Here is a 14457-nt window from a genome sequence, read left to right as displayed (position 1 = left end):
TGTTCATCCGTTATATACACATCCCACGAGGTCAGCGCGGATCAGGCTGCGCCGCCCTCTTCACCGTTCGTATCGACGTCGGCGGGACCATCGGCCTCGCCTTCGATTTCGACATCTGCTTCCGCTTCGGCGACCTGCTGGAGACCTGAAAGCTTCGTGCCCTCATCAAGGCTGATGAGTGTAACACCTTGCGTTGCGCGTCCCATCTCACGGATTTCCGACACGCGCGTACGAATCAGCACGCCCGTGTTGGTGATCAGCATGATCTGCGCCTCAGGATCGACCAGCGTCGCGGCGACCACCTTGCCGTTCCGCTCCGAGGTCTGGATCGCGATCATGCCCTTTGTGCCGCGGCCATGACGCGTGTACTCGGTAATCGGCGTGCGCTTGCCGAAGCCGTTCTCCGTTGCGGTCAGCACCGACTGCTGCTCGTCGCCGGCAACGAGGAGCGCGATGACCTGCTGCCCGTCGTCCAGCTGCATGCCGCGCACGCCGCGCGCCTCGCGGCCCATCGGACGCACGTCGTTCTCGTCGAAGCGCACCGCCTTGCCCGAATCCGAGAACAGCATCACGTCGTGCTGGCCGTCGGTGATCGCGGCGCCGATCAGGTAATCACCGTCGTCGAGACCGACCGCGATAATACCCTTGCGCAGCGGGCGGCTGAACGCTTCCAGCGGCGTTTTCTTGACCGTGCCGAGCGCCGTCGCCATGAAGATGAAGCGGTCGGCCGAGAATTCCTTGACCGGCAGCACCACCGTGATCTTCTCGCCGTCCTGCAGCGGGAACATATTGACGATCGGACGGCCGCGCGAGTTCCGCGAGCCCTGCGGCACCTCATACACCTTCACCCAGTACACGCGGCCGCGGTTCGAGAAGCACAGGATGTGATCGTGCGTGTTCGCGATGAAGAGCGTGTCGATCCAGTCGTCTTCCTTCATCGAGGTCGCCTGTTTGCCGCGACCTCCGCGCTTCTGGGCGCGATATTCGGACAACGGCTGCGATTTCACATACCCCGCGTGCGACATGGTGACGACCATGTCCTGCGGCGTGATCAGGTCCTCGGTGTTCAGCTCGGTCGCGTTCAGCTCGATGCGCGAGCGGCGCGCGTCGCCGAATTCGGCGTGGATCGACGTCAGTTCGTCGACGATGATCGCAGTAATGCGCTCCGGACGCGCGAGGATGTCCAGCAGATCGGCGATCTGGGCCATCACTTCGCGGTATTCGCCGATGATCTTGTCCTGCTCGAGACCCGTCAGGCGTTGCAGACGCATTTGCAGGATTTCCTGCGCCTGCACGTCCGACAGACGATAGAGGCCATCGGTCTGCATGCCGAACAGCGGATTCAGGCCGTCCGGACGATAGGCCTCACGGCCACCCGCCCCTGCGTTCTCCGTTTCGGCGCGCGCCAGCATCTCGCGCACGAGCGACGAATCCCACGGACGCGCCATCAACTCCTGCTTCGCGATCGGCGGCGTCGGCGCGGCCTTGATGATCGCGATGAAGTCGTCGATGTTCGCGAGCGCGACCGCCAGGCCTTCGAGCACGTGGCCGCGTTCGCGGGCCTTGCGCAGTTCGTATACCGTGCGCCGCGTCAGCACTTCCCGTCGATGCGACAGGAAGCAGGTCAGCATTTCCTTCAGGTTCAGGAGCTTCGGCTGGCCGTCGACGAGCGCGACCATGTTCATGCCGAACGTGTCCTGCAGCTGCGTCGCCTTGTACAGATTGTTGAGGATCACCTCGGGCACTTCGCCACGCTTCAGCTCGATCACGACGCGCATGCCGCTCTTGTCGGATTCGTCGCGGATATCGGAAATGCCTTCCAGCTTTTTCTCGTTGACGAGTTCGGCGATGCGCTCCAGCAGCGAGCGCTTGTTCACCTGATACGGCAACTCGTCGACGATGATCGCCATGCGCTGGCCGCGATCGATTTCCTCGAAATGGGTCGTGGCGCGCATCACGACGCGGCCGCGGCCGGTGCGATAGCCGTCGCGCACGCCCGCGACGCCGTAGATGATGCCGGCGGTCGGGAAATCCGGTGCCGGCACGATCTCGATCAGCTCGTCGATCGTGGCTTCCGGGTTTTTCAGCAGGTGATGGCAGGCGTCGACAACTTCGTTCAGGTTGTGCGGCGGGATGTTCGTCGCCATCCCGACCGCGATGCCGGACGAGCCATTGATCAGAAGATTGGGAATGCGCGCCGGCAGGATAGCCGGTTCGTTTTCGCTGCCGTCGTAGTTCGGCTGGAAGTCGACGGTTTCCTTGTCGATGTCGGCGAGCAGTTCATGGCCGATCTTCGCCATGCGGATTTCGGTGTACCGCATCGCCGCGGCGTTGTCGCCGTCGACGGAGCCGAAGTTACCCTGGCCGTCCACGAGCATGTATCGTAGCGAAAAGTCCTGCGCCATCCGGACGATGGTGTCGTAGACAGCCGTGTCGCCGTGCGGGTGATACTTACCGATCACGTCGCCGACGATACGCGCGGACTTCTTGTAGGCGCGGTTCCAGTCGTTGTTGAGTTCGTGCATCGCGTACAGCACGCGCCGGTGGACCGGTTTCAGGCCGTCGCGAACGTCAGGGAGCGCACGCCCCACGATCACGCTCATCGCGTAATCGAGATACGAACGGCGCATTTCCTCCTCTAGGGAGATTGGCAGAGTCTCTTTAGCGAATTGATCCATTATCCGTGTCTTTTACATGCAAGGACGGCCACCTGAAACGCACGATGAGCCGGCTTCGCGTAGACGCTGCAGGCGCAACGCATCACGCGATTCTAACATGCCCGGCACCCGCGCCCGACGGGGTACGTATACCTATTAGGGAGATGACCGGGAACGGCTCCTGCGTGCTGGATCAGCGGCCTGCCCGGCGGTAGATTTTTCCGGATGCGGGCTCGCACCGGAACAAAGCGGATGGGCGCAAAAATCCGGCGGTTTCTTTGTTGCGCTTGCACCACAATTGGTTGGGGGCAAGAAACAGGGGAGGATTTTTTTATCGTCAGAAGGGAACGATATGGCAAAATGCCAACGCACAAAGAGTTAGACACTGCTCGAAGTCTACACAGCACGTCTTTTGTTCCGCACCGATGTTATACTTCGAGCAATGTATGACTTGTCTTCGTCAACAAGCTCGCAGTAAACCTGCGGTAATCTCAATTTCGAGAGGAGAAATATGAATAAACTTTCAAAGCTCGCGTTCATTGCAGCTACCGCAGTAATGGCTGCATCCGCTTCGGCACAGTCGGTGCCGGCGTCGCGACAAGCCACGAACGACAACTGGGTGAACGGCACCGGCGAATACGTGTGGATGAACGGCACGAACGAGCTTTGCTGGCGCGATGCGTTCTGGACGCCGGCAACGGCTAACGCGAAGTGCGATGGCGCCCTGGTAGCCCAGGCTCCGACCCCGCCGGCTCCGCCTGCGCCTGTTGCGCCGGCAGTCACCAGCCAGAAGATCACGTACCAGGCTGATGCCCTGTTCGACTTCGACAAGGCTGTCCTGAAGCCGGCTGGCAAGCAACAGCTCGACGACCTCGCATCGAAGATCCAGGGCGTGAACCTGGAAGTCGTGGTCGCGACGGGTTACACGGACCGTATCGGTTCGGACAAGTACAACGACCGTCTGTCGCTGCGTCGTGCACAAGCTGTCAAGGCATACCTGGTCAGCAAGGGCATCGAATCCAACCGTGTCTACACGGAAGGCAAGGGCAAGCGCAACCCGGTTACGACTGGCTGCAACCAGAAGAACCACAAGCAACTCATCGCCTGCCTCGCACCGGATCGCCGCGTGGAAGTCGAAGTTGTCGGTACTTCGAAGCAGTAAGGTTACAGAGTTACCGCAGTATCAAAGCCCCGCTTCGGCGGGGCTTTTTTTATTCCAGACACCGGCTATCAGTGCCCCGCTCACGGGCGCGACCCGTTTGCCGTGGGGCTTCTGACCCGGGCGTGCTGCAATTGCGCAGCATTTTGCCGCCGGGTTCGACGGCCTATATACTCAGGGTTTATCCTCGCCCGCCCGCTCACCCGCTTTCATCAAGGCCCGAATCCGACATGACCAATGCCGATCCCCACGAACTACAGAAATTCAGCGATCTCGCCCATCGCTGGTGGGACCCGAACGCCGAATTCAAACCGCTGCACGAACTGAATCCGGTCCGGCTCAAATGGATCGATGCGCACGCGTCGCTCGCCGGCAAACGCGTGCTGGATATCGGTTGCGGCGGCGGCATTCTGTCGGAATCGATGGCGGGAATGGGGGCGCACGTCAAGGGTATCGACCTTTCGCGCGAAGCGTTGGGCGTCGCGGATCTTCACAGTCTTGAAAGCGGTGTAACCGTAGATTACGAAGAAATCGCCGCCGAGGCGCTCGCTGCCCGTGAACCCGCCACCTACGACGTCGTGACCTGCATGGAAATGCTCGAACACGTTCCTGAGCCGGCCGCCGTGGTGGCCGCGTGCGCGACGCTCGTCAAGCCAGGCGGCTGGGTGTTTTTCTCCACGCTCAACCGCAACGTGAAGTCGTATCTCTTTGCCGTGATCGGCGCGGAATATATTGCGCGCATGCTCCCGAAGGGCACGCACGACTACGCGCGCTTCATCCGCCCGTCCGAACTCGCGGGCTTTGTGCGCGGCGCGAGCCTCGTCACCGACGACATCAAGGGCATCGTGTACAACCCGCTCAGCAAGCACTTCGCGCTAGCCAGCGACACGAGCGTGAACTACATGCTCGCCAGCCGCCGCCCCGCCTGATCGACCTGAACCTGCGAACACACCTTCATGAGCGACCCCACGCCCCTGCCCCAACGCGAAGACGACGAAGCTGCAACCGGCCTGTGTCAGGCCGTCCTGTTCGACCTCGACGGCACGCTGGCCGACACCGCACCCGACCTCGCCGCCGCGGTCAACAAGATGCGTCATGAGCGCGGGCTCGACATGGTGCCACTCGACGACCTGCGCCCGCTCGCGTCGGCGGGTGCGCGCGGCCTGATTGGGGGCGCCTTCGGCATTGGTCCGGAGGACCATGAGTTCGCTTCGATGCGCGAGGAGTTTCTCGCCAACTACGAAGCCGATCTGTGTATCGAGACAACCCTGTTCCAGGGCATCGACGCCGTGCTCGACGACCTGGACGCACGCGGCATCCGTTGGGGCATCGTGACCAACAAGGCAGCGCGCCTGACCGATCCGCTCGTCGCGCAACTGGGTCTCGAAGAGCGCGCGGTCTGCGTGGTCAGCGGCGACACGACGCCTCACTCGAAGCCCCACCCCGCGCCGCTCCTGCACGCGGCGCAGGAAATGGCGATCCCGCCCGAGCGCATCGTCTACGTCGGCGACGATCTGCGCGACGTGCAGGCGGGGTTTGCCGCCGGCATGGTCACGGTGGCCGCGGCGTACGGCTATTGCGGCAACGACCTGCCGCCCGCGAAGTGGCACGCGAAGCACATCGTCCAGTCGACTGCCGAGTTGCAACGCCTGTTGCGCGACATCACCTGATATCGAACAGGTCGCCGCAGCCGGAAACAGGACCGCGTTTGGGTTTGCGGTGATCAATCCCCCTGTGGCACGGAGGCATCAAGCGGGATTCCGGCCTGCATTGCAGAGAAGCCGTGACGCAGGAGTCACTGTATTGTAAGATGGCGATTGACCTGCATATGCAGGTCATCCGACCGCGGGGGCGACCTGGTTTCGACAGGGGTTGCGAAGCGGCCAGGGCATACCGAGGCCCCGTAACCTCGTAAATCAGCGGGAAAAACGTAACTGCAAACGACGAAACGTTCGCACTGGCAGCCTAAGGGCCGCCGTCCTCTGCCTGGCTCACTGACGGGTTAGAGTCGCAAGACCGGTAGCAATACCGACAGAGGTCATATACGTCAGTTAAGCCTTGTCGGCGTCACGACGCCAAGGTCGAAAATTCAGTGAATCGCTGTACCGAAGCGTGTTCGTCCGCGTCGGCACGGTTAAATCAAAAGATAGAACTAAGTATGTAGAACTGGTCGTAGAGTGCTTCTGGACGCGGGTTCGATTCCCGCCGCCTCCACCAGAAAACACCCGGTAACAAGCAGCAGTCAGTATCAGCAGATCAACACAAGCCCCACCCGGTTCGCGCTGCGTGGGGCTTTCTGTTACGCGCTCTCAAACGCGATGCATCAGTGAGAAGACGCTGGGACCCCGGCTCGTGCCGGTGCGACCTGAGGCGCGCGCAGTGGCTGCGGCGGCGCCCCGCTCGCCGCCGGGACCAGCAATGCGTTGACGCTCGCCACTTCGTCAAACGTGAGGGCGGCCGTCGCGGCTTTCAGTTGCAGGAGCGCCATGATCGTCTCGTATCGCGCGCGGATCAGGTCGCGCCGGTTCGCGTAGAACGTGTCGGCCGCGCGCAGCACGTCGGTGCTGTCGCGGCTGCCCACCCTGTAGCCGACCTGCGTCGCGGCAAACGCGGCGCTCGATGCCTGCGCAAGACGCGCCAGCGCATCGACGCGCGCCGCGCCGGAACGAAGGCGCGTCCAGCTTTCACGCGCGCTCGCGCCGGCCTGGCGGACCGCCGAGGTCAGGTCGTCCTGCGCCTTGTCCTCCAGCGCGACCGTCTCGTCGACGCGCGCCTCCGTTTCGCCGCCCTCGAAGAACGGAATGCTCACCGACAGCATCGCCGTCGTGGTGGTCGTCGGGCGCGCATAACCGGAACCGGCGCCCGCCGGCGTGTGGCTCGCCGTGATGTTAACCGTCGGCAGATGCGCGGAGCGGGCCTTTTCGACCTCGAGTTTCGCGATGCGCCAGTCGATCTGTTTCAACTGCACCTGATAGTCGTGGGCCTGCGCCTGGTTTGCCCACGCGTCGATGTCGTCCGGTTCGACGCGCGGCATCGTGACCGGGTCGGCCAGCCGCGACAGCGCGGCAAAGGGCTGCCCGGTCGCCTGCTCCAGTGCGAGCCGGCTCAACTGCAACGCGTTGTCCGCGTCCTGCTGTTGCAGATGCGCCTGCAGCACACCCGACTCGGCGTCGCGCAGATCGATCACCGTCGCCTCGCCGGCCAGTTGCCTGCGACGCAGCTGGGTCAGATGCGTGTCGAGCGCGGCGGCATAGTCGTTTGCCCGGGCAAGTTCATCCTCGGCGGCGAGTTCGTCGAAGTAGGCACGCGCGGCCTTCAGGATCGACGCCTGCTGCGCCTGCGCGACTTCGGTGGCGCCGCGTGCCTCGATGAAGTCCGCCTGCCGGTAAGTCGTCCAGCGGCTCCAGTCGAACACCGGCTGCGTCAGGCTCACCGTCCAACCGTTCTGCCAGTACGTCGTGGTCGGGAAGTCTTCGGTGGCGATGCGGTTATACGCACGCCCCCAGCCGCCCTCCACGCGCGGCAGCAACTGTGCGCGCGCCTTCGGTACCGCCTGGTGTGCAGCGCGCGCGCCCGCGCGGGCTGCCGCGAGCGCCGCATCGTGATCGGTGGTCTGCTCGACGACGGTCAGCAGATCGGCCGCCCGCACGCATTGCGCGCACTGGGCACCCGCAACGATCGCCAGCGCGACCAGCACCATGCGCTTATTCATGGGCGGCCACCTCGCTCCGTGCGTCATGACAGTCGGGATCGCGCACGAGCACACCGTCGACCAGCCGGTAACGCACATCGAACGCCGATGCGAGCGACATGTCGTGCGTGATCACCACGACCGTGCGGTCGAGGCGCTGCAACAACGCGACGATATGCTGGACCGACACGGGATCGAGATTCGACGTCGGTTCATCGAGCAGCAGCAGTTCGCGTGGCGGGTAAAGCGCGCGCGCCAGCAGCAGTCGCTGCCGCTGACCAGCGGAAATATTCGCGATCGTGTCGCTGATCACCGTGCGCGTGCGCATCGGCAGACGCATCACGTCGGCAAGCAATCCGACGTCGTCGAGCAGCGCGTGAATGCGCGCTTCGTCCGCGTTGCCTGCGAAGAGCGAGATGTTTTCGGCGATCGAGCCATGCAGGATCAGGTCGCCCTGACGCATATGCACGGCATGCCGCCGGATTTCGTCGACGGTCAGATTCGGACACGCGATGCCGTTCAGCGTGATCTGCCCGTCCTGCAGCGGTTCGGCGGCGGCGAGCAGCTTGAAGAGCGTCGACTTGCCGCTGCCGGACGAACCGATGATCACGATCTTGTCACCCTTGCTAATCGTGAGATTCGCGCCCTTCAGCACCGGCTGGTCCGAGACGCCGTAGCGAAACGTCACGTCGCGCACGTCGATCTGCTCGAACGTGCGGACCTCGACGGATCGATGGACGTCGCTCGCGGGCGTGTACCGCTCGCCTTCGCAATCGACGATGTCGCCCACGCGCGCGACCGGCACGCTCAGCATGAAATACTCGAAGAGCGCGTTGATCGACGCAGCAAGCCGCTCCGACAGCAACGACTTGTAGATCAAAAACGAGTAGAACACGCCGACCGAGATCGCGCCGCCCAGCATCAGCCGCGCCGCGAACCAGGTGATCGCGATCATGTCGGCGTAGTTCACCAGTTTGAGAATGGCGTCGCGCGCGCTCGCGAGACGGCCGCCCTGAACGAGCGCGGCGATGTACGCGCGGTATTTCGCCATGAACATCGCGGTGCGCCGCGTTTCGCCCTGCGACAGCTTGATCAGCGACGCGGCGCGGATCGTCTCGATCAACGTGTCGTCGCAACGCGCGGATTCTTCGAGCACGAGCGCGTGCGTGTCGCGCATGCCCGCGAAGAGCGCGTACGAAACCATCACATAGAACGCAAAAACCAGCAACGCGATCGCCGTCAGTCGCGGGCTTTGCACGAGCATCAACGCGAGCGCCAGCACGCCGACCACCAGATTGATGCCAAGCGAAATCAGGGTGCGCGTGGCGAAGACACTGATTTCGTCCTGCGCCTTGACGCGCGCGAACAGATCGCCCACGTGACGCTTTTCGAAGTACGACACCGGATTGCGCAGCAGATGCGCGAGTATCCCCTCGGTCATGTTCATCTGCACGAAACCGTGCAGCAGTTCAACGAGGTACGTCTGCACGAAATGACTCAGCGCGCCCGTGACGAAAATCGCGCTGAACGTCAGGATCAGGACGTTGAGCAGGTTCAGGTTATCGGCGGCGACAACGTCATCGAGCACGAGATTGCCGAGATACGGCATCGCGAGAATCGCGAACTGGCTGCCGAGCGCGACGAACATCACCTTCGCGATCTGCGCCTTGAGCTGCGGATTGAGCGCGCGCACGCGGGCGAGCGCCGCGGGCACGCGCGAGCGGCTGCGCACGCGGGGCATCGATGGCGTCGGCGCGCATTCGAGCAGATAGCCGGACACGCTCGCGATGAACGTTTCCATCGATATGCGCCGCCGGCCGCTTGCCGGATCGATCACCTGCACATAGCCGCGCCCGCACTTCTCGAAGACGACGAAATGCGCTCCGCCAAAGTGAAGGATCGAGCCGCGCTTGACGGTGGGCAGATCGGCCGTGTCGAACCGGTACGCCTGCACGGCGAGTCCGAATTCGACCGCGACGTCGTACAGGTCCATCAGCGACAGGCCATTGGACGAGATCGGGCTGAACGCCTGAAGCTCGCGCACTTCCGTCGCGCGGCCAAAGTGCGACAGCACCATCGCGAGACAGGCGTAGCCGCATTCGGCCACTTCGTTTTGATAGATCGCGCGCACGGTTATCCCCTCAGCATGCGGAAGAACGGCGCCAGCACCCATTCGGCAATCGTCCGGCGTTCGATCACGATGCTCGCGGTCGCCGACATGCCGGGCAGGATCTCGAAGTGCTGCCGCTCGAAGTCGAAGGTGTGGCCACGCAGCGTGGCCCACGCCATGTAATCGCCTTCCGGCGCGCGCGGCTCGGACGCGCCCGAAGGCGGCGACATCGGCGAGCGCACCGTCGTGCGCGAAATCGAATCGATGCGCGCTTCGTAGCTGCCGAATTTCGCGTACGGGAACGCGTCGAACTTGAGCCGCACGGTCTGCCCTTCGCGCACGAAGCCGCGACGGCGCGAAGGAATCCGCAGCGCCGCGCGCAGTGCGCCGCCGTCGCCGGTCACGATGACGAGCGCCACATCGGATGCGGCAAGCGTTCGACCCGCCACCAGCCCCGAAAACGACACCACGCCTGCGCGCGGCGCGGAGACCGTCATGTTTTGCCGGTTCTGCTCGAACCGCACGCGGATGTCCTGAAGATCGCCCGCATGCCGCGCGTCGAGTTCTTTCAGCTGGGCGTCGATCCCGGTCTGCGCGCTGCGTGCCGTGCCCAGCTCCGCCACGAGTTGCTGCCGCCGCGCGGTGCTCTGCGCGACCACGACTTTCGCCTGGTGCGTGTCGGCCTTCGCCTGTTCGATGCGGTCGGCGGTGACGTACTCGGACACCGACTCGAGCCGCGACAGCTTGTGCGCCGATTCGTCGACGAGTTGCCGGTTCTGGGCCAGCTGCTCGTCGAGCGCCGACATCTCCGCGCGACGGCTGGCTTCGGTCAGCTGCGACGTCTCGCGTTGCGCGGTCAGTTCCGCCTTGCGCTGGCGATACTGCGCTTCGGTCGAAGCGATCTGCTCGTCGCGCATGTGTTCGTCGAACACGGGGCGCTGGCGGCCATCGCTTGCCAGCGACAGATCCCGTTCGAGCCGGAAGAGCGGCGCACCCAGCGCGACGCGTTCGGCCTGATGCACGTAGATATCCGCGACGAGGCCTTCGAGGCCCTGAATCTTGACTTCCGACGGCGACACGATCTCCGCGCGCACGTCCTGTTTCAGTTCGACTTCGTGGAAAAACGCGAACGCCGTCGCGACGGTCACGAGCGCCGACGTCGCATAGGCGATCCAGCGCCACGAGACGTCCTTGAATTGCGGGAGATCGATGGGTTCCATAACCTGTTGTGCGGAATGCCGGCTTCGGGCCGGCGTGGACGCTTTGCCTGGATTCATGCGCGCGGACACTGCGCGTGACGGCGCAGCGCCCTAGCGTGTTGGCGCGAAGGCGTACATCGACGGATTGACCGCGACGAGCGAGTGAGGAAAGTTATCGATGAGCGCGGTCTCGATGTACCCGGCAACCTGCTGCGGCGCGCCCTGCCCGGCCAGCGCCAGCGGCTCGAACAGTTCGGCGCTGAAGCGTCCGCCGTCGAAGCGCAGATAGAACGGCAGCAGGGTCGCGTCGAACTGCGTGCCGAGGCGAAACACGCCGTTATGAATCCGCGCGGGACGCCCGAACATCGAAACACCCACGGTCTCCATCGGATAGCGGTGCAACGCGAACGGCGGCACGTCGGCGAACAGCACGGCGACACCCGTGCGCCTGAGCGCGCGCGCAACGCGCAGGCCGAGCCCGTTGCGATCGCCGTCGCCGTAGGTGTAGAGCACGTCCACGCCAGGAATCAGCGCGCTGTCGTCGCCATACATGTCGCGCGGCACAGCCGAGACAACGGCGATCGACTCGAGCCCCAGCGCGACGCGCAACGCGTCGACCACGTAGATGTTTGCGTACTGGGACACATAGTGAAACGGCGACACGATGACCGGACGTTTCGGATCGATGGCCTTCAGACGCCGGATCTCACTTGCAAGACGGGCCGCGATCGCGTGAAGATCGGGCCAGACTTCAACGCCACGCGAGAGCCTGCCGTAATACATGCGCTGGTCGATCAGACGCTCGCGCGCGCTGCTCGCGGCGACACGCCGCCGGTCGAACGGCACGGACCCGAGTACATCGCGGCCGATCTCACAACGCATCTCACCATGGCAACGCGCGCGCGCGTCGGCGAGACCGCGGATACGTGAGCCAGTCAGCGCGAGCGGTTCGATTGCCGCAGCCGGAAGCCGGGCCACCAGCGCGCCACGCAGATAAAGCGGCCAGCGCCCGATGCTGTTGCGCAACGCAACCCGCAATCTGATGAGCGCATCAAGCGATCCGATATTCATTGATCTGGCGAAGCGTCGACATGAAGACGGCCCCTCGCGGGGCCGTCCTGTCAGCTACGCGGCGCTCAGGCTACCGGCTTCGACGGCGTGGCTTTCTTCGCCGGTGCCGGAGCGGAGCAGCACTTGCAGCAACCGCCTGCGACAGCTGCCTTAGCCAGTTCGGTGCGTTCGATCTTTTGCATTTCAGTTACCTCATTGATGATGGGTTATTTCCTTTCACTCGAAACGGATATTCCTTTTCGAGCGATGCGAATCATAGCCCGGGATTTTTTTAATATAAAACGGCATGACCTTTATTTACATTGCCTCGCTTAAATTGAAAAAATTTGACCTAGAGACCGATTGCGCCTCACAAACCCGGATTCCGGTTTTCAACGAAGCCACGCGCAACTTCCCCATCATCGACAGAGGATTCAGGCACTTACACCATATGAATTCACACGATTAATCGCCAGCGAAGTAAAGCAGAAACAAACTGCGCCGATGCAGGAAAAATCCCACATGGATAATGAAACATTCCGACACCGGATCTAAAAATCGCGGCAGATGGAATAATCCCTGACCGTCGCCCGTTTATCGGGAACACGTGGCGTTTTCGTCATGTGTCTTTCTCCGTGAACGCCTAAACTCCTTAACAGAACGTCCGCAACAGGAGATCACATCATGCGCAAGACGATGTTTTTGCTCGCCCTTTTCGCGATCCAGCAGACCGCTTTCGCCGAGATGCCCAAAACCGCCGACGGCCATTTCGTCGACGAAGACGGCATGACGCTCTACACGTTCGACAAGGACACGACGCCTGGCAAAAGCGCCTGCACGGGCGGCTGCGCGACGGCCTGGCCGGGCGCGATGGCGGACTCGTACGACAAGCCTTCGGGCGACTGGACGGTGATTCCGTCAGCCGATGGCAAGAAGCAGTGGGCGTATAAAGGCAAGCCGGTGTATCGCTTCGCGAAGGACACCAAGGCGGGGGACATGAAGGGCGATGGCTTCAAGGACATGTGGCACACGGCGAAGCCGTGATGCGGCCTGAAGCAGGCTGAATGAGTCCAGGCTGGGCGCACGCCGCGAACTGGCACGTTCGCGGCGTCGCGACACATTACTGGTCGTCAGGGCACTGCAGGTTGCAGCCGTTCGGATCGCCGTTGTCGCCCTTGCGGCGACGCGCCGACGGGGTGTCCTTCTGATACTTCTTCGAAGGCGCCGATGCGGCGAACGGCATCTGCGGATGCGCCTTCAGACGGAACTCGTCCTGCAGGATGCCGCCGGGCACACCCGGCGAGTTCTGCGCGAACGCAATCGAAACGGTACCGAAAAGCGCGCCGACAGAGATCGCGGCAGCGCACACATTGATCAGGAATTTCATAGGGATTCGGCGCGTCGTGGCACGCGTGTGAAGCGGGATGCGAAGCGTAGAGAGTATCGCAAACCGCGCCGCGATGCAGCGGACACGGGCGCGGCGCATGTTACGCGCGCTTACGCGGCCACGTCGCCCAGACCCTCGTCGAGATCGAAGACCTCGCCGCAATGCAGCGGATCGTAGCCTTCCAGCCGCGCGACGCTCGCGCGAAACGTGGCGCTGCGCAGCAGCGCGATCACCGCGGCGAGCGGCGTGCGCCCGAGCGCCTGCCGCTCGCACGCGAAGTAATAGTCCTCGTCGACCACGGGCACGAAGTCGAGCCCGAAATGATGCGCGGCGGGCTCGACGCCGAAGCCCACGTCGGCCATTCCGCTCGCCACGAACGCCGCGATCGCCGAGTGCGTCAGTTCCGCCGATGCATAGCCGTTCACGCGGTCCGGATCGATGTCGATGCGCCGCAACGCGAGGTCGAGCAGCATGCGCGTGCCCGATCCCGGCTGACGGTTGACGAAGCGGATGTCGTCACGCCTCAGATCGGCGAGGCCAGCGATTCCCTTCGGATTACCCTTCGCGAGAAAGAGGCCCTGCTGGCGCATCGTCAGATGCACGAGCACGTGCCGCTGCGGATCGAGCCAGCGTCGATAGACATCGGCACACGCCTCGCGAAACTCGCCGCGCGGCAGGTGAAAGCCCGCCAGGTCGCACTCGCCGCGCGCAAGCGCCGTCACCGATTCGCCGCTGTCGCGGTATTTGATTTCGACGCCGATGTCGCGCGTCACCATCTCGGTCACGAGCGCCGCGACCGCATAACCGTGCGACGCGTGAATCCGGACGTCGTCGGTGGGCGGCGCGAGCCAGCGGTTCAGGTCGCTCGCGACCTCGCTCGCGAGCGCCTGCATGTTGCCGTCGAGCCGCTCGCCACACAGGCGCTGCGCACGCAGCACGGCCTGGCCCAGTTCGGACAGCACGGAACCCCGGCCGCGCTCCTTGGCGATCAGCGCACCGCCCAGCCGCTCCTCGATCGCGCGCAGTAAACCCCACGCATGACGGTAGGACAAACCCTTAAGCGTCGCGGCCTGCGAAATGCTGCCGGATTCGTCGACGAGCGTCAGAAGCGGCACAACGTCCGTCAGACTGGCCTCCCGGCCGTCCGGATCGCGCATCACGAGTTGCGCCTGACATTCAATTTTGATCATAAGCTCATATATGT

11 protein-coding genes and 1 other RNA gene are annotated in these 14457 nt (G+C 63.5%); 5 read left to right on the top strand and 7 right to left on the bottom strand.

Annotated elements, in window-relative coordinates:
- Positions 1-41: 41 nt before the first annotated feature.
- On the bottom strand, positions 42-2678 hold the full coding sequence (gene gyrA, locus BLV45_RS03400; RefSeq protein WP_090528971.1) for a DNA gyrase subunit A: 2637 nt from the start codon (positions 2676-2678) through the stop codon (positions 42-44).
- 490 nt (positions 2679-3168) lie between these two features.
- Between gyrA and ompA the strand changes: the two genes are divergently transcribed.
- The 4 genes from ompA to ssrA all read left to right on the top strand — a co-directional run bounded on the left by ompA (position 3169) and on the right by ssrA (position 6033).
- Positions 3169-3819, top strand: a complete 651-nt coding sequence (ompA, locus tag BLV45_RS03395) for an outer membrane protein OmpA (protein WP_090528967.1) — start codon at positions 3169-3171, stop codon at positions 3817-3819.
- A 227-nt stretch (positions 3820-4046) separates the two neighbouring features.
- Entirely contained in the window at positions 4047-4745 is a 699-nt protein-coding gene (ubiG, locus tag BLV45_RS03390) for a bifunctional 2-polyprenyl-6-hydroxyphenol methylase/3-demethylubiquinol 3-O-methyltransferase UbiG (protein WP_090528964.1), read from the top strand.
- Positions 4746-4772: 27 nt separating this feature from the next.
- Positions 4773-5486 (top strand): HAD family hydrolase, encoded by a 714-nt coding sequence (locus BLV45_RS03385; RefSeq protein WP_090528961.1) that lies wholly within the window; start codon positions 4773-4775, stop codon positions 5484-5486.
- A gap of 177 nt (positions 5487-5663) precedes the next feature.
- Positions 5664-6033, top strand: a transfer-messenger RNA (tmRNA) gene (ssrA, locus tag BLV45_RS03380).
- A 106-nt stretch (positions 6034-6139) separates the two neighbouring features.
- Here the strand turns inward: ssrA and BLV45_RS03375 are convergent.
- The 4 genes from BLV45_RS03375 to BLV45_RS03360 form a co-directional block, all read right to left on the bottom strand.
- Positions 6140-7528, bottom strand: coding sequence for a TolC family outer membrane protein (locus tag BLV45_RS03375; RefSeq protein WP_090528958.1), 1389 nt, complete (start codon positions 7526-7528; stop codon positions 6140-6142).
- Positions 7521-9638, bottom strand: coding sequence for a peptidase domain-containing ABC transporter (locus tag BLV45_RS03370; RefSeq protein ID WP_090528955.1), 2118 nt, complete (start codon positions 9636-9638; stop codon positions 7521-7523). The genes BLV45_RS03375 and BLV45_RS03370 overlap by 8 nt, the downstream gene beginning before the upstream one ends.
- Positions 9639-9640: 2 nt before the next feature.
- The gene (locus tag BLV45_RS03365; protein WP_090528952.1) at positions 9641-10837 is read right to left on the bottom strand and encodes an HlyD family secretion protein; all 1197 of its coding nucleotides are present in this window, start codon (positions 10835-10837) and stop codon (positions 9641-9643) included.
- A 90-nt stretch (positions 10838-10927) separates the two neighbouring features.
- The gene (locus BLV45_RS03360; RefSeq protein WP_245753106.1) at positions 10928-11887 is read right to left on the bottom strand and encodes a lysophospholipid acyltransferase family protein; all 960 of its coding nucleotides are present in this window, start codon (positions 11885-11887) and stop codon (positions 10928-10930) included.
- 663 nt (positions 11888-12550) lie between these two features.
- Between BLV45_RS03360 and BLV45_RS03355 the strand changes: the two genes are divergently transcribed.
- Positions 12551-12910, top strand: a complete 360-nt coding sequence (locus BLV45_RS03355) for a COG4315 family predicted lipoprotein (RefSeq protein ID WP_090528949.1) — start codon at positions 12551-12553, stop codon at positions 12908-12910.
- Positions 12911-12986: 76 nt separating this feature from the next.
- On the opposite strand, the gene BLV45_RS03350 is transcribed toward BLV45_RS03355, so the two are convergent.
- Both BLV45_RS03350 and BLV45_RS03345 read right to left on the bottom strand, forming a co-directional pair.
- A complete protein-coding gene (locus BLV45_RS03350; RefSeq protein ID WP_090528946.1) occupies positions 12987-13253 on the bottom strand; it encodes a hypothetical protein in 267 nt (88 codons plus the stop codon).
- A gap of 110 nt (positions 13254-13363) precedes the next feature.
- Entirely contained in the window at positions 13364-14443 is a 1080-nt protein-coding gene (locus BLV45_RS03345) for a substrate-binding domain-containing protein (RefSeq protein WP_090528943.1), read from the bottom strand.
- Positions 14444-14457: the final 14 nt, after the last annotated feature.

Origin of the sequence: Paraburkholderia sartisoli, assembly GCF_900107685.1 — a bacterium.
GTDB classification, from domain to species: Bacteria; Pseudomonadota; Gammaproteobacteria; order Burkholderiales; family Burkholderiaceae; genus Paraburkholderia; species Paraburkholderia sartisoli.
Note: the sequence above shows the minus strand (reverse complement) of the source record. Positions and strands in the feature narration are given on the sequence as shown.